This is a genomic window from Methylocystis silviterrae (genome assembly GCF_013350005.1).
Lineage (GTDB): Bacteria > Pseudomonadota > Alphaproteobacteria > Rhizobiales > Beijerinckiaceae > Methylocystis > Methylocystis silviterrae.
Genome location: NZ_JABVWW010000002.1, coordinates 269,543 through 287,001, shown reverse-complemented (window position 1 = coordinate 287,001; position 17,459 = coordinate 269,543). Strand labels below are relative to the sequence as shown.

Genomic DNA, 17,459 nt, shown 5'->3' with positions numbered 1-17,459 from the left:
GCGATGCCCGTCCCCAGCCACGCCCGCCGCATTTGCGCCCTCCCCCGCCATCCGTGTATCTCTTTGAGCGTGGCGGTTCGCCATTCCATCCACGCGGCCAAATTCGCCGCTGATCGCAAGGCCGTTTCATGCCGCTTGCCGCCGCCATTCGCACCATTCCCGATTATCCCAAGAAGGGAATCCTCTTTCGCGACATCACCACCCTGCTCGGCGACGCCAAGGCGTTCCGCAAGGCGGTCGACGAACTCGTGCAGCCCTGGTGCGGCGGCAAGATCGACAAGGTCGCTGGGATGGAGGCGCGCGGCTTCATCCTGGGAGGCGCGGTGGCGCATCAGCTTTCCGCCGGCTTCATCCCGATTCGCAAGAAGGGCAAGCTGCCGCATCGCGTCGTCTCGATCGCCTATGAGCTCGAATATGGCGTCGACGAAATGGAGATGCATGAGGACGCGGTCCTCCCCGGCGAGCGCGTCATTCTCGTAGACGATCTGATCGCCACCGGCGGCACCGCCGAGGGCGCGGTGAAACTCCTGCGCCAGGCCGGCGCCGACGTCGTCGCCGCCTGTTTCGTCATCGACCTGCCCGACCTCGCCGGCGTGAAAAGGCTCCAGGCGCTCGGCGTCCCGGTGCGCACGCTGGTCGCCTTCCAAGGCCACTAAACCGCCTTTTTCGAATGGTCTTGCTCAGCCCAGGCTCGAGTTTCAGAATCTTCCAGGAGAGGCTTGCATAGGCGCATGACGCCGCGACAGACCCATTTGGCGCTGGCGGCGTTCGCTCTCGCCGCGCTCGTCGGCGGAGTCGCGGCGCTCCGCTACTTGCCCAGCCTTGAGAGCAACTCTCCTGTTCGGAGCGACGCCGCGCGCAGCGCCTGGAGCGGCGCGCTGCCGACCGGCCTGCGCAGCATGGCCCTGCGGGTGAAGCCCGGCGCGTTCCCCCCTGCTCCGCCGCCCGCTCTTGAGGCGCCGGCGCCGCAAGAGCCGAGCGTCGAGGTGGCGACTCTCCCGCAAGACGACGTCGAAGGGTCGGTGTCGTTCCCGCCCGCGCCGCCGCCCGCGCGGCCGGAAATTGTCGAAAAGCCCACGCCGCTGCCCCCGTCGCGACCGGCCAATCTCGCCGAGCTTGCGGACAAATTCGCCGAGACGGCGGCGACAGCCCCTGCCGCGCAGCCGCAGGCCACAGAGGTCCCCGCAACGCCGCCGGCGCTCGCCAATGCGCCGCCGCCGCCCCGGCCGCAGGAGCCGTCGGCGCGAGCCGCTGTTGAGGCGACGTCCACGGCGCAGGAGTCGGCGCCGCCGACCCAGGTGGCGCGCGCCGTCGAGCCGACCTTGCGGGCTGCGCCCGAGGACGCGTTTCAGCAGGAGGCCCCGATCCGTTACGGCATGGGGGATCAGGTCTTCGTGCGCATTTTCAAGCAGGAAGGGCAGCTCGAGCTCTGGCTTCGAAAGAGCAACAGCCGCTTCTCGCTCTACAAGACCTATCCAATCTGCAAATGGTCCGGCAAGCTTGGACCCAAGCTCAAGGAAGCCGATTACCAGTCGCCGGAAGGCTTCTACAGCGTCTCGGCGAAGCAGCTGCATCCGCATTCGAACTATCACCGCGCGTTCAACGTCGGTTATCCGAACGCCTTTGATCGCCAGAACGGCCGGACCGGCGGCCTCGTCATGGTGCATGGCGCGTGCAAGTCGGTCGGCTGCTTCGCCATGACCGACCGCGGCATCGAGGAAATCTACGCCTTTGTCGAAGCGGCGATGCGCGCCGGCCAGCGCGAAGTGCAAGTGCACATTTTTCCCTTCCGCTTAACGGAGCATGCGATCGCTCGGGAAACCGGCGGCAGCTGGCTCGCCTTCGTCGGCGCAGGCGGCAATTACCAGCACTGGACCGCATTTTGGCATAATCTGAAGGAAGGCTACGACATCTTCGAGCAGACCGGCGAACCGCCGGTGGCCTTCGCCTGCGGCGATCATTACGCCTTTGGCGCGGGCGATTCGTCCTGCCGACGCATCGCCGGCTGGTGATCGCGGCCCGCTGAGGCGCTGTTCAGCTTGGTTTCAGCCGGAACGCGCGAGGATGCCTCGGCAAAAGCGCTGGGGAGCGCAAACAAGGAAAACGCCCGCATGCGGCTCGTGACCTACTCTATCGTCGGCGCGGCTTGCGCGCTCGGCATCCTCTTCGCGCCGATCGCCCAGGCGGCCAATGCGCCGCTGTGCTTCGCGATCGCCGAAAACTACAACAAATGCATGCGCCAGCATCAGCACGGGCGCGGCGGGCATGGCGGTTATGGTCCGGTTTACGGGCAAGGCTACGACCAAGGCTATCGCCGTGGCTATCCCGGCGACGGCTTCGGCGGCGATCGCGGCGACTATGATGGCTACGGCGGATTTGGCGGGGACGACGGCTATGGCGGCGGCTCCCGCCGTCACCACCGTCACGAGCGCTCTAAGGCGGCCTGCGCGATCTGGATCGCTCAGATGCAGGCCAGCGGCTGCTTCAACTAGCCGAAGCAATGGCGCGGCTCGATTGCGCCGCGCCGCCGCCAGATCTCAGCCACCAGATCTCACCTGTAAGGTTTCGGGCACTCGCCGTCGGACTTTTTCGCGACCTTGGCGGCGCGACGCGTGCAGTCGTTGCCATAGGTTTTATCGTCACAGCCGCAAACGGGACGATAGTCTTTGGTGCAGATCTTTGGAACCTCCACACACTTGCCAGCGATGTCAGCTCCGTGGCATTGGCCCGGCTCGGGGTCGCACCACAAGCCTGTGTCGCATTGAATGCCGGCGATGCCTGCGCACATCTCGCCGACCTTGGCGGCAGAGACGGGCGCGGGAGCAAAGAATACGAAGAGCGTCGAAGCGCTGAGCGCGCGGAGGCGCAAGCCAAGGCGCAAATGCATAGCAATTCACCAAAAATGCTTTCGTAACGGTGGGATAACGCCTACAGCCGGCGAGCGTTCCCCCTCGGGCGACGGCGACTGCAGGGCCCCGAATCCAGGTTAACGAGGGGTCATCTCGCCGCGTCATGGCCGCGCTTGTCGCGGCCATCCACGCGATGACGCGAGGCAAATGTGAGGATATGAGCCGAACCTACCGTCTCCGCGCGATGCGTTTCGCGGTTGACCGGCGTGGATGCCCGGCACAAGGCCGGGCATGACGGCTGAGAGTGAGCTGAAATTAACCAGAGTTCGAAGCCCTGACGGCGGCGGCGGCCGGTTGATCGTTTGCGCCGGCTCGACTAAGCTGGCTCCCGGGATGGGGCTCCCGATAACCGCCTGATGAGGCTGATGGCTCCTGCCGCAAGGACGCGCGTCCTGCGGGAGGAGCGCGCCTAAAACGCCGCCTGCCGCAGCATGTTTGTCGTCCGCTTGTTGGAAAGGACGACGTCATGGGCTTCTTCATCGTATTTGCTGGCGGGGGACTGGCCGCGGCCGCGCGCCACGGGGTCAACCTTCTTCTTGCCCGACTGATCGGCGTCGGTTTTCCATTCGGGACGCTGGCCGTGAACGTGCTCGGCTCGTTCCTGATGGGCGTGATCGTCGGTTATTTCGCCTTCCAGGGCGAGGCGTCGCAGAACTGGCGTCTGTTCCTCACGACCGGGATCCTTGGAGGCTTCACCACCTTTTCGGCGTTCTCGCTCGAGACGGTTTTGCTTTACGAACGCGGCGAACTGGCGATGGCGACGCTCTATGTCGTGGCGTCGGTCGGACTTGCGGTCGCCGGCCTCCTCGCCGGCCTGTCGCTGCTGCGCCATTTTTCGTGAAGGGTTCGAACTCCAGCCTCTCCCCCACCGAGTGGCGGATGAATGGCTTGATTTGACCCTTAGGGACCATTCTCGACGGGCGGCTTTTAGCCGATTTTTAGTCGTGCGCTTCGACCTGGAAGCCAAGTCGCATGAAGCGCTTCCCAATGAAACGGAGTGTTATCAGTGATTCCCTGGACCCTGCTCGACACAACGCCGATACCGGGCGGCGAGGGCGAACTCCGCCTCAAGCGTCGCGGAGCAGAATTCTCGATCACGCTGGGCAATATCGAACTGATGAACAGTCGCCTCAGTGGCTCGGAGGAGGCGCTCGCCACGCTCTCTTGCGAGCGAATTCAGGCGCGCCCACAGCCGCGTGTTCTGATTGGCGGGCTGGGGATGGGCTTCACTCTGCGCGCCGCGCTCACCGTCCTTGGCGCGAAAGCGCGGATCGTTGTCGCCGAACTCATTCCGGCGGTCGTGGACTGGGCGCGCGGTCCGATGGCGGAAGTCTTCGGCGCCAGCCTGACGGATCCGCGCGTCAGCATCGAGGAAGCGGATGTTGGACGCCTGATCCGGTCTGGCCGCTCGACGTATGACGCAATCCTTCTCGATGTCGATAATGGACCCGAGGGCCTGACTCGCGAAGCCAATGACGGACTTTACGATATCGAGGGATTGAGGGCGGCCCGCAAGGCGCTGCGCCATGATGGGGTGTTGGCCGTCTGGTCATCGGGGCCGGATCGGAATTTCGCGTCGCGCCTCCGCAAAGCCGGGTTCCACGTGGATGAAGTCAAGGTGCGCGCCAACGGCCAACGTGGTGGCGCCCGGCACGTCATCTGGATCGCGACGAGTCTCGATTCGACAGAAGGCCAATCTTAATTGAAATCTACAGCGCCCCGGCCTCTTTTTTGATGGGCAGGCCAGCTCATGGTCAACATACGAGGCCAACCCAGCTGCGATTCCGCTCCCGTACCGGCTGTGCCCATCGCGCGCGCCACCGCTCTTGACGGATCCTATTCCATATTTCACTCACCCTCGCCGATCGGCGTGGCGTGGCGTGGCGTCTGCTTCTGGCGCGAAGCGGCCCCCCTGCCAGCAAAAGTTCTGTTTTTACCCAAATCTGAAATTCAAACTGATCCATCGCCCCTCCGCCCCACATATTGACAGTCGCCGGCTTTGAAGGGTAGATGAACGTCGCTTCGGCGCGGCGGTTTCGCCGCGCTTTTCGTTTGCGCCTGGCGCAAGTTCGAGGCGAAGCCACTAACTGCCAAGAAGCCGGCCGGCGGAGACGCCAGCGTCGGGACGAACACAGGAAAAAAAGATGTTCGCAGTCATCAAAACCGGCGGCAAGCAATATAGCGTCGCCGCGGGGGACGTGATCACCGTCATGGCGCTCGACGGCGCGCCGGGCGACGCCGTCACTTTCGACGAAGTGCTCATGCTGGGCGGCGACAGCCCGAAGGTCGGCGCCCCGACGATCGCCGGCGCGAAAGTCTCCGGCGAGATCGCCGAGCAGACCCGCAGCCCCAAGTCGATCGCCTTCAAAAAGCGTCGTCGGCAGAATTCAAAGCGCAAGCGCGGCCATCGTCAGGACCTGACGCTTGTGAGAATCACCGCGATCGAGAGCTGATCGCCCTCTCGCGTAATAGAAATCGAGCGGCCCAGTCGCCGCGCAGGATAGTCGGAGCAAGACCATGGCTCACAAAAAGGCAGGCGGCTCGTCGCGCAACGGCCGCGATTCGGACGGCCGGCGCCTCGGCGTCAAGAAATTCGGCGGGGAAGCCGTCATCGGCGGCAATATTATCGTGCGCCAACGCGGCACGAAGTGGCGCCCGGGCCGCAATGTCGGCATGGGCAAGGACCACACGCTTTTTGCGCTCGTCGAAGGAGTCGTCGAATTCAAGTCCAGCGGCGGACGCGCCAGCGTATCGGTGGCGCCGGCGCCCGCCGCAGCAGCCGAGTAAGGCGGTAGGGGACGACCCGCCGCCGGCCTTCCGGCGGACAGTCGTCTCGACTACCTCTCTCGCGAATTCAGGCGGGAACGTTTCAGGCGAGATGTCCGGAAGCGCCGTGAAGGGCCAGTGGGGAGCGCTCTCCTTTCAGGCTCTTGGGCCAATATTTCCGATGTCGCTTGGAGCAATCAATGTTTCCCGAAATTACCCGCGACGACGTTTTCCGGCTCGAGACTGAGCGACTGTGGCTGCGTTGGCCGCGCGCCGCCGACGCCGACGAGATTCGCCAGCACGTCGGCGATCCCGACGTCGCGCTGATGACGGCCAGCATCCCGCATCCTTACGCGCCGCACGACGCTGACGCGTTCATCGCATCGGTGCGCGAGGAGAACGGCGCCGGCGGCGGCCTCCATCTCGTCGTCACCCCCAAGCATAGGCCGAATGAGCCGATCGGGCTTGTGAGCCTTCATGGCGCGGACCGCCGCGGCTCGGCGACGTTCGGATTCTGGCTCGGCAAGCCCTATTGGGGACAAGGCTATACGACCGAGGCGGCCAGGGCCCTCATCGACCTCGCCTTCGGAATCACCTCGCTGGATCGGATCGTCTCCTCGGCGCGGCCGGACAATCGCTCCTCGTTGCACGTGCATGAGAAGCTCGGGTTCCACCGCACGGGCCGCGGCATGCGGCCGGCGCCCGCGCGCGGCGGCGAAATGGAAGTCGAGCTTTTCGAATTAAAGCGCGGCGAAGCGCATACGCTGTTCGGCGCGCGCCGGCCGCGATTCTTTTCACCGTGAGCGGCAGATGAAATTCCTCGACCAGGCCCGCGTTTTTGTCCGCTCCGGCGACGGCGGCGCCGGATCCGTCTCTTTTCGGCGCGAGAAGTTCATCGAATTCGGCGGGCCGGACGGCGGCGATGGCGGACGCGGCGGCGACGTCGTCGCCGAATGCGTCGCCGGGCTGAATACGCTGATCGATTACCGCTACCAGCAGCACTTCAAAGCCAAGACCGGCGGCCACGGCATGGGCAAGAACCGCGCCGGCGGGCGCGGCGCCGACGCCGTGCTGAAAGTGCCCGTCGGGACGCAAATCTTCGAGGAGGATGGGGAAACCCTCATCGCCGACATGACGGAGGTCGGGCAGCGCGTCGTCATCTGCAAAGGCGGCAATGGCGGCTTCGGCAACGCGCATTTCACCACCTCGACCAATCGGGCGCCGCGGCGCGCCAATCCGGGACTCGAGGGCCAGGAGCGCACCATCATCCTGCGGCTGAAACTCATCGCCGACGCGGGGCTGATTGGCCTGCCCAACGCCGGCAAGTCGACATTCCTGGCGACGGTGACGGCGGCGAAGCCCAAGATCGCCGACTATCCCTTTACGACGCTTCATCCCGGACTTGGCGTCGTGCGCAGCGACGAAAGGGAGCTCGTTCTGGCGGACATCCCGGGTCTGATTGAGGGCGCACATGAAGGCCACGGCCTCGGCGACCGCTTTCTGGGCCATGTCGAGCGATGCCGGGCGCTCCTGCATCTTATCGACGCGACCGGAGAACATGCCGGCAAGGATTACAAGATCGTCCGCGGCGAACTCGCCGCCTATGGCGCCGGTCTCGCCGAGAAACCGGAAATCGTCGCGCTTTCAAAGATCGATGCGGTCGACGCGGATCATCTCAAGAAGCAGCGGGAGCGGCTGAAGCGGGCGATCGCCGCCGCCGGGCCCGAGACGCACGAGCGCCATCCGGCGCCCTTGCTCCTTTCGTCGGCGAGCGGCGCCGGCGTCAGGGAAGCGCTCCGCGCTCTGTTCGACGCCATCGAAGCGCAAAAGGCGTACGAGCGCGCGTCGGAAGCCGAGGGGCCCTGGACCCCCTGACTTCGGACGCGAAACCTTTAATCGCCGCCGGCGCGCGGCGGCGCCATTGACCTTAACAAGATCAGTGAATAGCTTCGACGGGCTATGAGCGCGCGCAGCGAAGTCAAAACATCGCAGTACGGTTCGACGGCAGTCACGCTGCTCGTCGCCTATCTGTTTGTTTTGCAGGGCCTCGCCGTCGGCGTTTCGTTCAGCGGACGCGGTTCGGGCCTCTTCGCCAACACGATCTGCTTTAGCAAGGCTTCCGGACCGCTTTCCGGAGATCCCGCGACGCCCGCACGTCCGGCGCGGCACGGCGACGTCTGTTGCGTCGTGCATTGCGCATCGCTCGGAGGCGCGACCGCCGCCTCGCCATTCATCGGCGAGACGCCTCCGGCCGCGTCCTATTCGACGATCGGACTGGCCTTTGACGAGACATCTCGTCTTCCAGAGGCGTCGACCCCGCCGCTCGGCTCCCGCGCTCCTCCCGTCCTGATCTGACGCTTGCCGCAGCATTGCGGCGTCACGCCCGACATGTCGGCATGCCGCCGGCGGGGGAGAGTCAGACCAGCGTATCCGTCGTTTGTCAGCGTGCATCGCAGAGAGCACGCGCCGCTCAGTTCTCAGACTGGCGGTTGCGACAAGCCATCGGACCGCGCAGCGATTTGGGATCATGGAACAGAAAACTCATTTGGCGCCGCGCCTCGTTAAGCGGGCGCGCAGCGCCGCCTCGGGAGAACGGCGCTGCTCTCAGAGCGGGAAGCTGACCGCCGCGAGCGACGGCGACATCCGCGTCGCGCCTGAAGCCATCGCGGCCCCGGCGCCGACGCGCGGACGGGTGGAGGTCGTCGAGACCTATTTCGACCCCGACGGGCGGCCAATGAAGCGCAAAAGCCTGGGCGCAGCCAGGGTGGCGCGCTTCTATGACGCCAAGGGCAATCAGGTCGAGGAGGCCTATTTCAACGCCGAAGGTAAGCCGACGATCCGCAAGGATCTTGGCGCGGCGCGTATCTCCTGGCGCTATGACGACAGCGGCAACCAGGTCGAAGCAGCCTTCTTCGGAGCCGACGGCGCGCCCTTGCCCCGCAAGCGGCGCGGCAAGCGGGCGTTCGACAGAGCGTCTGAAGGGGGCTGACGAGGCGTCCTATTTGACGCGCGCGATCAGAAATCCATCCCAACCCTTAGCGCCGACGGTTTGCACCGCCGTCGCTTCGACCCGCCCTTCCGCGGCGACGGCGTCAAACAGCGCGCGCGCCCCGAGCGCGCCGCCATCGGTCTTCGAAGGGTCGGCGACGGCGCCCTCGCGCACGACATTGTCGACGATGATCAGCGCTCCGGGACGCGACAGCTTCAGCGCATAATCGAAATAGGCGGCGTTGTTGGGCTTGTCGGCGTCGATGAAGGCAAGATCGAAAGGCTGCGCCCGCTCTGATTCAAGCCGCGGCAACATTTCGAGCGCGGGGCCGACGCGCAGATCGACGCGCGCGCTCATGCCTTCGCGGGCGATATTGGCGCGAGCGACCTCGGCGTGTCGCGCATCGACTTCGAAGGTGACGACCTTGCCGCCCTCGCCCACCGCCCGCGCCAGCCAGGTCGTCGAGTAGCCTCCAAGCGTCCCGACTTCGAGAACGCGTCTTGCGCCGATCGCGCAGGCGAGCAGATGCAGCAATTTGCCTTGCGGCGGCGAAACATCGATCGCGGGCAGGCCAGCGCGCGCATTTGCCGCAAGCGTTTCCTCCTGCGCTTCTTCTTTGGAAATCAGCGCCGCGCCGATATAGTCGTCCACGCGACGCCAGGCTTTTTCTTCGAACATTTGACGTCCCTTACATCGAACGCTTAACGTTAGCTAAGGCGAAAATAAATTGACATCTCGCGCGATATCACGCGATGTTCCGCCGTCGTTCGCGCGCCAAAGCGCACGGACGCAAAAAGGCTTGATAGCCGCATTTCACGAGCCCCAGTTGGACTGCGGCCGATATGCTGCTCATCACAACACTTTATGGGAGCACAACAAATGATCAAGCTTGCTTTGACGACGGCCCTTGCCGCCGCCGCCTTTAGCGCATCGGCCTATGCCGCGCAGTGGAATGTGACCGAAGCAAATAAGGCGGGCATCAAGCGCGCGCAGGGCACCTGGACTGTCGCGACGGAAGGCGACAAGGTTACGGGCAAGAGCGAAATGCAGCTCGATAACGGCTCCGTGCTGACCTACAAGCTTGAAGGCGAACTCACCGGCGGCGTTTACACGCTCAAACTCTTGGACCGCACCGATTCCAAGAAGAATTGCGTATGGACCGGCAAGCCCGTCGAGGGCGCCCATAACGTGTACATGGGCGAAGCCGTCTGCGACGGCGAAAAAATCGTGATCAGGGGCGGCCAGAATTAAGCGACGCCTGACAACAGCTTCTCAAGCAACAAACGCCGGCTCAACGCCGGCGTTTTTTGTTTGGCGCGCGTGCCGTATCGCGCCGATTAGAGCCGGTTCCGAAAAAGTTGACAGTCCTTTTCGATGAGAACCTGCTCCAACATTTTGATTTTGAGCAATTCATCACATGATTCCATGTGACCGGGAAGCGCTCTAAGCGTCCTCCATCGCCTCGAGTTCCGCAATCAGGCCCTCGATCATTTCAAGGCCGATGTTCCAGAACGCCGGATCCCGCGCGTCCAATCCGAAGGGCTTGAGAAGCTCATTGTAAGGCTTGGCGCCGCCTGCCTCGAGCAAAGCGAAATAGCGCTCGGCGAATCCTTCATGCGCCTTTTGATAAACGCCGTAGAGCGAATTCACCAAGCAATCGCCGAACGCATAGGCGTAGACATAGAACGGCGAATGGATGAAATGCGGGATATAGGCCCAGAAGGTTTCATAGCCGGGGCCCAGGCGGATCGAAGGACCAAAGCTTTCGGCCTGCACGCTCATCCATAATTCGCAGATCTGATCTGCGGTCAGCTCGCCTTCGCGTCGCGCGTTATGCACCTTTCGTTCGAAGGCGTAGAACGCCATCTGCCGCACCACGGTGTTGAGCATGTCCTCCACCTTGGAGGCGAGCAGCGCCCGCTTTTGCGCCTTATCCGACGCTTGCGCGATGAGCGCGCGGAAGGTGAGCATTTCGCCGAAGACGGACGCCGTCTCCGCGAGCGTCAGCGGGGTCGGCGCCATCAAGGCGCCCTGTCGCGCCGCAAGCACCTGATGCACGCCATGGCCGAGTTCATGCGCGAGCGTCATCACGTCCCGCGTCTTTCCTTGAAAATTCAGCAGCACATAGGGATGCGCGGAGGGCACGGTCGGATGTGAGAAGGCGCCCGGCGCCTTGCCCGGCCGCACCGGCGCGTCGATCCAGTTCTTCTCAAAGAAGCGCCCGGCGATCTCCGCCATGCGCGGCGCAAATCCGTCGTAAGCGTTGAGCACGATTTCGCGCGCCTCGGGCCAGGAATAGCGTTTGGCCGGCGTCGACGGCAGCGGCGCGCTGCGATCCCAATAGTCGAGCGCGTCCTTGCCGAACCATTTCGCCTTGAGCTTGTAATAGCGATGCGACAAGCGGGGATGCGCAGTCTCCACCGCTTGCGCGAGCGCCTCGACGACCTCACGTTCGACGCGGTTGGAGAGATGGCGCGAATCGGCGACGTCCTGGAAGCCGCGCCAGCGATCCGAGATTTCCTTGTCCTTCGCCAAAGTATTGGTGATGAGCGAGAAGGTGCGCAGATTGTTTTTGAGCGTCACGCCGATCGCCTGCGCCGCTTCGCGGCGCGTCTCTTCGCGCGAATCCTGCATCAGATTGAGCACGGGCTCGATCGCGAGCTCCTCGCCCGCGACCTTGAAGCGCAGCCCGGCGATGGTCTCGTCGAAAAGACGATTCCAGGCGGCCGCGCCGGAGATATATTTCTCGTGGAACAGCTCTTCCAGCTTGTCCTCGAGTTCGTAGGGCTTCTCCTTGCGGATGTCTTCGAGCCACGGCTTCCAGCGCGAAAGCGGCTCCTTGCTGGCCGCGGCCATCAGCGTGGCGTCGTCCATCCGATTGAGCTCAAGCTGAAAAAACAGGAGCTGCGCCGAAGCGTTGGTGACCTTCTCCTGCACGTCGCCATAGAATTTCGCGCGCGCCGGATCGGTGGTGTCGCCGCTATAGAGCAGGCCGGCGAAGGACATCAGTCGCCCGAGCAAGTCCTGCAGCGCCTCGTAGCGCGCCAGCGCCTCGCCAAGCTTGACGCTGGCGTCCGGGGCTTTCGCCAGCGACTCTAGCTGGCCGCGATAATCCTTGCCGAATTGCGCAACCTCCTGCGCGGCCTTGGCGAGATCGGACGCGACCTGGGGAGAATCGACCCCCGGATAAAGATCGGCGAGATTCCATTCCGGCAGTCGTTCCGCGGTCTTCGCGGCGGGAGCTTCGGCGATCGAATGGAAGAAAGAACGGGCGCTGAACATGGCGGGGACCAAAATGGGCGGCTCCGACAAGCGAAGACGCGAGGAGCGGGGCAAGCTTAAATATGGCAAGAGGCCGGACGGGATCAACCTGCGGTCAGGGTCGGCGCCGGCGCCTGTTGCGTCTATAACAGTATGGGAGCGAAAGAATCAGCTTAGGTGCGCGCAATGGCGGGAGAGCCCGATTTTCTCAGTTCGGTCACGTCACGTTATGCAATGGCGCGCGACATTTTCGCGCGTATCTCAACTTTCCTCAACAAGGCGACCTTCAAGATCAAGCGCGGGCCGCCGCTCGAAACGATTGGCGAGATCGCGAAGCGGTTCAAGACCGACGACTATGATCGGCTGACTCTCAAGGAACTCGCCGAGACCAAGGCGGGCGCGACTTTCATCGACGAGAAGACTCAAGACATCAACCGCGCGAGCTTTCATCGCTCCGCCTTTGTGCTGAACGCATTCACGCATTTGTTTTTCGTCGACCTCGCCGCGCAACTGTCGTTCTCGTTCCTCCAGCTCAAATTCGCTTTCGTGATCGCCAACATCATCCTCGCGCTGCTTGCGCATTCCTCGGTGCGTCAAAGCTATCGCGCGCTGCTCGCGGGGCCGAACGCGCTTCCGCCCAAACGGCGCTTCTGGGGCATGTTTCCAAATCCAGCTTACAATCGCGCGGTGAAGAAGAATTCGCGCAGCTATGCGCAAAGCGCCTGGGAAGAAAAATCACTGTTTCGGCCGGCCTATTTCGTCAACGCAGCGCTCATCTTTCTTGGCGCGCAATTCATCCTTCCGCCGGACCGTCTCTTTTTTCCCTTCAGCTTCATCGTCGGGAAAATTTCCGGACTGTTCACGACGCTGGTCATGGCCTTCGACGTCTGGCGCGGCTTTCGCGCCGGCGATGCGGCGCGGATCGCGCGCGAAAGGGAAGTCTCCGTCTACCGCGATCTCGACGTCTGAACCGCAGCGACTCTAGATCACGCTGCATTTTGGCGGAATCGCCAAAATGCAGCGTGATCGATTCCAATAGCTTAGAGCGCGCTCTATCGGCCGCGCAGCCGCGCCAGAACGTCTTTCGTCGCAAACCCGTCGGCCGGCTGGATGCGCTCGCTCAATTGAAAGGCATGGATCGCGTTGCGGCTCGCGCGGCCGAGCTTGCCGTCGAACGTGCCGCGATAAAAGCCGCGCTCCGTCAAGAGCTTCTGCATCGCCTTGACGTCGGCGGTCGACAGCGGCGCGACCTTCGGCCAGGGCGCGATCGGGATATTGCGCCCGGCGATGCGCTCGGCGAGCAGCGCGACCGACATCGCATAGGCGTCGGACGTATTGTATTGGCGGATGACTTCAAAATTGTCGGTAATCAGAAAGGCCGGGCCGTTCGCGCCGGCCGGCAGATATAGGCTTGCAGCGCCGCTGCTTGGCAGCGCGCCGCCGTCGGCGCGCGTCACGCCAAGTTGCCGCCAGCGCGCGAAATCGAGATCGAAGGCGCCGTAGTCAAACCCCTCGGGCAGTCGCACTTCGACGACGGCGGGCAATCCGGCGACCCATCCGGATTTCGCCAGGAAATTGGCGATGGAGGCCACGGCGTCGCCGCGCGAGCGCCAGATGTCCGGCGCGCCGCCGCCCTCGTCGCTTTCGGCATATTTGAGATAGGCGGAGGGCATGAACTGCGGTTGGCCCATGGCGCCAGCCCAAGAGCCGCGCAATTGCGCCCGCGTCGCATAGCCCCTCTCCAGCATCACGAGCGCGGCGACAAATTCCTCAATGAAGGTTTCGGCGCGATGCCCCTTCCACGCCAGCGACGCCAGGACGCGCAGCGCGTCAGAGCCGCCGGCCGCCGTTCCGAAATTGCTCTCGACTCCCAGAATGGCGACGACGATCTCGCTTGGAACGCCGTGACGGGACTGGGCCCGACCGAGCGGCCCCGCGAGTTCGGCGGCGACCGCCCGGCCGCGCGCCACGCGACCATTCGTCACAGCGCCAGCGAGATAGGCGGGAATCGAGATGGTGAACTCGGACTGCGCGCGCGGCTTCGCCGAGACCGAGGGGTCCGGCGCAAGTCCGGCGATCGCCGCGTCAAAGGTTTCGCGCGAGACGCCGGCGGCCTGCGCTGACGGCCACAGGCCCTGCAAAAACGCCTCGAACGTGTCGGCTTTGGCGCTGCCTTCGGCAAGCCAGAGAGCGGCGACCGCACGAACCGACGCGCCGAGCATCTGACGTCGATCAATCCCTGCACAGAGTATTGGCTCAAGGCGCCGCATCATTAGCCAGTCCTTTGCTGCTTCTTTGGAAATATTACACCTTCCGCCATTTCGTTTGACAGGGGGCGGGCGCTGCCCTCTACTGAAAAAAGCTTAATGTATGAATAGGGAGCGAGTGATGCTCGCCTGTCGCGAAGAATGACTCATCAACCTTCGACTACGAGTTTCGACCGTTCGATCAAACTGCGCGATCAATCCCCCGAGAGCGCAACGAAGGTGTCGGATATCAAAGCGCGGCTGCGCGGCGCAGGTCTGCGCCCAACCGTTCAGCGGCTCGCTCTGAGCCGGCTGCTGTTCGGCAACGGCGATCGACATGTGAGCGCCGAGGCTTTGCACGCCGAAGCGCGCGAAGCCGGTCTGACGATGTCTCTCTCCACGGTCTACAACACGCTCAACCAGTTCGCCGGAGCAGGGCTGTTGCGCGAAATCGCCGTGCAGGGACCTCGTACCTACTTCCATACGCGCACCTCGCCGCACCACCATTTCATGGATGAAGCGACGGGCCGCATGTTCGACGCCGCCGATGGCTCTGTCGAATTTACGCGGTTGCCGGCGCCGCCGGAAGGGATGGAAATCGTCGGCTGCGACGTGATCATCCGCATTCGCCCGAAGAGGGGGTGAACGACGGGCCACCGCAGGATGCGCGATGGCGTCTTTGCGCATCGGGTGGCTCAATTCCCGTGCGAATCGCGCCACTGCCGCACGACGGCAAGCGCATTCTCAATATGCTTCGTTGCGCCAGAATCCTCGAGCGCCGAGAGAATCTTCCCGTCCGGCGCGATGACATATGAGATGCGGTTCGCGAACATCGCTCCCGCGACCGGAACCTTGAAGGCGGCGTCATAGGCGTTGATCACCTTGAAGTCGGGATCGGCGCCGACGGGAAATTTATCCCGGCACTCTTTCGTCGAGAATTCGCGCTGCGTGGCGATCTTGTCGCTCGATACGCCAATGACGCTCGCGCCCATGGCGGAGAACTGCTCCATGGCTTCGGCGAATTCATGCGCCTCGAGCGTGCAGACGCTCGTGAACGACTTCGGATAGAAATACAGCACGACCGGACCCTTCTCGAGCGCCTGACGCAGCGAGAAGGAGAACTCCTTGCCGCCCTGCGCGGCCTCCAGACTGAAGTCGGGCGCGGCGTCTCCAGGCTTGAGAGCGGCGAGCGCGGCGCTCGAGACGAGAGTCAATAAGGCGGCTGCGGCGATGGCTCTCATAGGGGTCTCCTAAGCGGTCGGCATTCCTTCACAGGGACATGGTAGCGCTCGCCTCCCGGCCAAGCCCGCGAAACACAATGTTGCGGCGCAGCATCGCCCGAAATAGGATCAGAATCCAGTCGAGCGCCTCCGCTTAAAGGACGTTGATGACAAAGCACCCCAATGCCGAGCAGACGAACCCTGCGCGCGCAGAGCAAGCATCTTCCAGCCATCGCCACCCCTCCCCTGCCCATGACTTTCCGCGGCTCGCGTCGAAAGCCTTCGTCGAAGCGTGGCCAAGCGCCTTTCTGGCGGCGGAGCGCGCCGCCGACAGAGACCCTTACGGCTACGCTGCGCTGAGCAATGTCATCGACCGCTCGCTTCATGCGAGCGTCGCCCATCTGACCGGCGGCCTTTCGCCCGCATCGATGGCCGGCGCCTATTGGGATTGGGCGGCCCATCTCGCGACAGCGCCAGGAAAGCAGATGCAGCTCGCCGAAAAGGCGATGCGCAAGAGCTGGCGTTTCGCCAATTACGCCTCACGCTGCGCGCTGCAGCCGAACGCCGCGCCCTGCATCGAGCCGCTGCCGCAGGACAAGAGATTTGCCGGCGAAGCGTGGCGGCGCTGGCCCTTTGCGCTGCTCTACCAGGGTTTTCTGCTCAATCAGCAGTGGTGGCACAACGCCACGACGGGAATCGGCGGCGTCACCAAGCAGCATGAAAACGTCGTCGAATTCGCCTCGCGGCAATTGCTCGACATGTTCTCGCCGTCGAATTTTCTGCTGACGAATCCCGAGGCGCTGCAACGCACGTTCGAGACCGGCGGCGTCAATCTCGTTTATGGCCTGCAGAATTTTCTTGAAGACTTGGAGCGGCGCGCCGGCGGCAAGCGGCCTGTCGGCGCCGAAGCCTTCGTCCCTGGACAGAATGTCGCGATCACGCCGGGCAAGGTGATCTATCGCAACCGGCTGATCGAACTCATCCAATATGCGGCGGCGACGGAAACGGTGCGGCCCGAGCCCGTGCTCATCACGCCGGCCTGGATCATGAAATATTACATCCTCGATCTATCGCCGCATAATTCGCTGGTTCGGTTTTTGACCGAGCAAGGCTTCACGGTGTTCATGATCTCCTGGCGCAATCCGAGCGCCGAAGATCGCGATCTCGATATGGAGGCCTATCGCAGGCTCGGTGTGATGGCCGCGCTCGACGTCATCTCGCGGCTCATGCCGGACCGAAAGATCCATGCGGCCGGCTATTGTCTTGGCGGAACGCTGCTCGCGATCGCCGCCGCCGCCATGGCGCGCGACAATGACGAGCGCCTCAAGAGCCTGACGCTCCTCGCGGCGCAAACCGATTTCACCGAAGCCGGAGAACTCACGCTCTTCGTCAATGAGAGTCAGCTCGACTTCCTTGAAGATCTGATGTGGGAGCACGGCTTTCTCGATTCCAAAGAGATGGCCGGCGCGTTCCAACTCCTGCGCTCCAATGATCTTGTCTGGTCCTATGCGCTCAAATCCTATCTCATGGGCGAGCGCGAGCCGATGACCGACATGATGGCCTGGAACGCCGACGCCACGCGCATGCCCTACAAGATGCACTCCGAATATCTTCGCCGGCTTTTCCTCAACAATGATCTCGCCGAAGGGCGGCTTCGCGCCAACGGCGGCGCCGTCGCGCTCAATGATATTGGCGCGCCGATTTTCGCCGTCGGCACGGAGCGCGATCATGTCGCGCCCTGGCGCTCGGTTTATAAGATCCACCTGCTCGTCGACGCCCAAATCACCTTCCTGTTGACGAGCGGCGGCCATAACGTCGGCATCGTCTCGGCGCCCGAGAAGAAGCGCGGCGAGTACCGCTTCACAAGCCGTGTGGACGGCGAGCATTACGCCGACCCCGCAGAATGGGTGAAGATCGCGGCTGTCAGGGAAGGATCCTGGTGGCCGGAATGGAGCGCCTGGCTCGCCGCTCGTTCCGGTCCGCCGGTCGCGCCGCCGCTGATGGCCGAAGCGCTCTGCGACGCGCCGGGAACCTATGTGCTGCAGAGCTGACGCGACGAGAACCGCCT

The 17,459-nt window shown here is 63.6% G+C and carries 20 protein-coding genes and 1 riboswitch; of the genes, 16 read left to right on the top strand and 4 right to left on the bottom strand.

Going from position 1 to position 17,459, the window contains the following annotated elements; genetic code table 11:
- The first annotated feature begins 128 nt into the window (after positions 1–128).
- The 12 genes from HUN39_RS03235 to HUN39_RS03180 all read left to right on the top strand — a co-directional run bounded on the left by HUN39_RS03235 (position 129) and on the right by HUN39_RS03180 (position 8,664).
- Positions 129–656 (top strand): adenine phosphoribosyltransferase, encoded by a 528-nt coding sequence (locus HUN39_RS03235; RefSeq protein ID WP_175093057.1) that lies wholly within the window; start codon positions 129–131, stop codon positions 654–656.
- A 75-nt stretch (positions 657–731) separates the two neighbouring features.
- Positions 732–2,012 (top strand): L,D-transpeptidase family protein, encoded by a 1,281-nt coding sequence (locus HUN39_RS03230; RefSeq protein ID WP_175093056.1) that lies wholly within the window; start codon positions 732–734, stop codon positions 2,010–2,012.
- A gap of 99 nt (positions 2,013–2,111) precedes the next feature.
- Positions 2,112–2,492, top strand: coding sequence for a hypothetical protein (locus tag HUN39_RS03225; RefSeq protein WP_232365876.1), 381 nt, complete (start codon positions 2,112–2,114; stop codon positions 2,490–2,492).
- A gap of 8 nt (positions 2,493–2,500) precedes the next feature.
- On the top strand, positions 2,501–2,914 hold the full coding sequence (locus HUN39_RS19720) for a hypothetical protein (protein WP_456299336.1): 414 nt from the start codon (positions 2,501–2,503) through the stop codon (positions 2,912–2,914).
- Between the two features lie 315 nt (positions 2,915–3,229).
- Positions 3,230–3,291: riboswitch (Fluoride riboswitch) on the top strand.
- A gap of 84 nt (positions 3,292–3,375) precedes the next feature.
- Complete coding sequence (gene crcB, locus HUN39_RS03215; RefSeq protein ID WP_175093053.1) at positions 3,376–3,750, top strand: fluoride efflux transporter CrcB; 375 nt, start codon at positions 3,376–3,378, stop codon at positions 3,748–3,750.
- A gap of 165 nt (positions 3,751–3,915) precedes the next feature.
- On the top strand, positions 3,916–4,611 hold the full coding sequence (locus HUN39_RS03210) for a spermine/spermidine synthase domain-containing protein (RefSeq protein ID WP_175093052.1): 696 nt from the start codon (positions 3,916–3,918) through the stop codon (positions 4,609–4,611).
- A 442-nt stretch (positions 4,612–5,053) separates the two neighbouring features.
- The gene (rplU, locus tag HUN39_RS03205; protein WP_175093051.1) at positions 5,054–5,362 is read left to right on the top strand and encodes a 50S ribosomal protein L21; all 309 of its coding nucleotides are present in this window, start codon (positions 5,054–5,056) and stop codon (positions 5,360–5,362) included.
- A gap of 64 nt (positions 5,363–5,426) precedes the next feature.
- Positions 5,427–5,696 (top strand): 50S ribosomal protein L27, encoded by a 270-nt coding sequence (rpmA, locus tag HUN39_RS03200; RefSeq protein ID WP_175093050.1) that lies wholly within the window; start codon positions 5,427–5,429, stop codon positions 5,694–5,696.
- Between the two features lie 179 nt (positions 5,697–5,875).
- Positions 5,876–6,478 (top strand): GNAT family N-acetyltransferase, encoded by a 603-nt coding sequence (locus tag HUN39_RS03195; protein WP_175093049.1) that lies wholly within the window; start codon positions 5,876–5,878, stop codon positions 6,476–6,478.
- Between the two features lie 7 nt (positions 6,479–6,485).
- Positions 6,486–7,550 (top strand): GTPase ObgE, encoded by a 1,065-nt coding sequence (gene obgE / locus HUN39_RS03190; protein WP_175093048.1) that lies wholly within the window; start codon positions 6,486–6,488, stop codon positions 7,548–7,550.
- Between the two features lie 84 nt (positions 7,551–7,634).
- On the top strand, positions 7,635–8,030 hold the full coding sequence (locus HUN39_RS03185) for a DUF2946 family protein (protein ID WP_175093047.1): 396 nt from the start codon (positions 7,635–7,637) through the stop codon (positions 8,028–8,030).
- A gap of 172 nt (positions 8,031–8,202) precedes the next feature.
- Positions 8,203–8,664 (top strand): hypothetical protein, encoded by a 462-nt coding sequence (locus HUN39_RS03180; protein ID WP_175093046.1) that lies wholly within the window; start codon positions 8,203–8,205, stop codon positions 8,662–8,664.
- Between the two features lie 9 nt (positions 8,665–8,673).
- Here HUN39_RS03180 and HUN39_RS03175 read toward each other — a convergent pair whose 3' ends face one another.
- Positions 8,674–9,342, bottom strand: coding sequence for an O-methyltransferase (locus HUN39_RS03175; protein WP_175093045.1), 669 nt, complete (start codon positions 9,340–9,342; stop codon positions 8,674–8,676).
- 201 nt (positions 9,343–9,543) lie between these two features.
- Between HUN39_RS03175 and HUN39_RS03170 the strand changes: the two genes are divergently transcribed.
- Positions 9,544–9,915, top strand: coding sequence for a hypothetical protein (locus HUN39_RS03170; RefSeq protein WP_175093044.1), 372 nt, complete (start codon positions 9,544–9,546; stop codon positions 9,913–9,915).
- Positions 9,916–10,107: 192 nt separating this feature from the next.
- Here the strand turns inward: HUN39_RS03170 and HUN39_RS03165 are convergent, their stop codons facing one another.
- Positions 10,108–11,946 carry a M3 family oligoendopeptidase gene (locus tag HUN39_RS03165; RefSeq protein ID WP_175093145.1) on the bottom strand — a complete coding sequence of 613 codons (1,839 nt, stop codon included), beginning with the start codon at positions 11,944–11,946 and terminating at the stop codon, positions 10,108–10,110.
- A gap of 165 nt (positions 11,947–12,111) precedes the next feature.
- Here HUN39_RS03165 and HUN39_RS03160 point away from each other — a divergent pair, with 165 nt between their 5' ends.
- Positions 12,112–12,894 carry a hypothetical protein gene (locus tag HUN39_RS03160; protein ID WP_175093043.1) on the top strand — a complete coding sequence of 261 codons (783 nt, stop codon included), beginning with the start codon at positions 12,112–12,114 and terminating at the stop codon, positions 12,892–12,894.
- Between the two features lie 83 nt (positions 12,895–12,977).
- On the opposite strand, the gene HUN39_RS03155 is transcribed toward HUN39_RS03160, so the two are convergent.
- Positions 12,978–14,147 (bottom strand): lytic murein transglycosylase, encoded by a 1,170-nt coding sequence (locus tag HUN39_RS03155; protein WP_175093042.1) that lies wholly within the window; start codon positions 14,145–14,147, stop codon positions 12,978–12,980.
- A 186-nt stretch (positions 14,148–14,333) separates the two neighbouring features.
- Between HUN39_RS03155 and irrA the strand changes: the two genes are divergently transcribed.
- A complete protein-coding gene (irrA, locus tag HUN39_RS03150; RefSeq protein WP_175093041.1) occupies positions 14,334–14,816 on the top strand; it encodes an iron response transcriptional regulator IrrA in 483 nt (160 codons plus the stop codon).
- Between the two features lie 50 nt (positions 14,817–14,866).
- Here irrA and HUN39_RS03145 read toward each other — a convergent pair whose 3' ends face one another.
- Positions 14,867–15,412 carry a peroxiredoxin gene (locus HUN39_RS03145; RefSeq protein ID WP_175093040.1) on the bottom strand — a complete coding sequence of 182 codons (546 nt, stop codon included), beginning with the start codon at positions 15,410–15,412 and terminating at the stop codon, positions 14,867–14,869.
- Between the two features lie 146 nt (positions 15,413–15,558).
- Here HUN39_RS03145 and HUN39_RS03140 point away from each other — a divergent pair, with 146 nt between their 5' ends.
- Positions 15,559–17,442 (top strand): PHA/PHB synthase family protein, encoded by a 1,884-nt coding sequence (locus tag HUN39_RS03140; RefSeq protein ID WP_175093039.1) that lies wholly within the window; start codon positions 15,559–15,561, stop codon positions 17,440–17,442.
- Positions 17,443–17,459: the final 17 nt, after the last annotated feature.

What these genes read in the sequence shown, in the direction of transcription:
- HUN39_RS03235 (WP_175093057.1), top strand. Translation starts at nt 129, where the DNA reads ATGCCGCTTGCCGCCGCCATTCGCACCATTCCCGATTATCCCAAGAAG.
- HUN39_RS03230 (WP_175093056.1), top strand. Translation starts at nt 732, where the DNA reads ATGACGCCGCGACAGACCCATTTGGCGCTGGCGGCGTTCGCTCTCGCC.
- HUN39_RS03225 (WP_232365876.1), top strand. Translation starts at nt 2,112, where the DNA reads ATGCGGCTCGTGACCTACTCTATCGTCGGCGCGGCTTGCGCGCTCGGC.
- HUN39_RS19720 (WP_456299336.1), top strand. Translation starts at nt 2,501, where the DNA reads ATGGCGCGGCTCGATTGCGCCGCGCCGCCGCCAGATCTCAGCCACCAG.
- crcB (WP_175093053.1), top strand. Translation starts at nt 3,376, where the DNA reads ATGGGCTTCTTCATCGTATTTGCTGGCGGGGGACTGGCCGCGGCCGCG.
- rplU (WP_175093051.1), top strand. Translation starts at nt 5,054, where the DNA reads ATGTTCGCAGTCATCAAAACCGGCGGCAAGCAATATAGCGTCGCCGCG.
- rpmA (WP_175093050.1), top strand. Translation starts at nt 5,427, where the DNA reads ATGGCTCACAAAAAGGCAGGCGGCTCGTCGCGCAACGGCCGCGATTCG.
- HUN39_RS03195 (WP_175093049.1), top strand. Translation starts at nt 5,876, where the DNA reads ATGTTTCCCGAAATTACCCGCGACGACGTTTTCCGGCTCGAGACTGAG.
- obgE (WP_175093048.1), top strand. Translation starts at nt 6,486, where the DNA reads ATGAAATTCCTCGACCAGGCCCGCGTTTTTGTCCGCTCCGGCGACGGC.
- HUN39_RS03185 (WP_175093047.1), top strand. Translation starts at nt 7,635, where the DNA reads ATGAGCGCGCGCAGCGAAGTCAAAACATCGCAGTACGGTTCGACGGCA.
- HUN39_RS03180 (WP_175093046.1), top strand. Translation starts at nt 8,203, where the DNA reads ATGGAACAGAAAACTCATTTGGCGCCGCGCCTCGTTAAGCGGGCGCGC.
- HUN39_RS03175 (WP_175093045.1), bottom strand. Translation starts at nt 9,342, where the DNA reads ATGTTCGAAGAAAAAGCCTGGCGTCGCGTGGACGACTATATCGGCGCG.
- HUN39_RS03170 (WP_175093044.1), top strand. Translation starts at nt 9,544, where the DNA reads ATGATCAAGCTTGCTTTGACGACGGCCCTTGCCGCCGCCGCCTTTAGC.
- HUN39_RS03165 (WP_175093145.1), bottom strand. Translation starts at nt 11,946, where the DNA reads ATGTTCAGCGCCCGTTCTTTCTTCCATTCGATCGCCGAAGCTCCCGCC.
- HUN39_RS03160 (WP_175093043.1), top strand. Translation starts at nt 12,112, where the DNA reads ATGGCGGGAGAGCCCGATTTTCTCAGTTCGGTCACGTCACGTTATGCA.
- HUN39_RS03155 (WP_175093042.1), bottom strand. Translation starts at nt 14,147, where the DNA reads ATGCTCGGCGCGTCGGTTCGTGCGGTCGCCGCTCTCTGGCTTGCCGAA.
- irrA (WP_175093041.1), top strand. Translation starts at nt 14,334, where the DNA reads ATGACTCATCAACCTTCGACTACGAGTTTCGACCGTTCGATCAAACTG.
- HUN39_RS03145 (WP_175093040.1), bottom strand. Translation starts at nt 15,412, where the DNA reads ATGAGAGCCATCGCCGCAGCCGCCTTATTGACTCTCGTCTCGAGCGCC.
- HUN39_RS03140 (WP_175093039.1), top strand. Translation starts at nt 15,559, where the DNA reads ATGACAAAGCACCCCAATGCCGAGCAGACGAACCCTGCGCGCGCAGAG.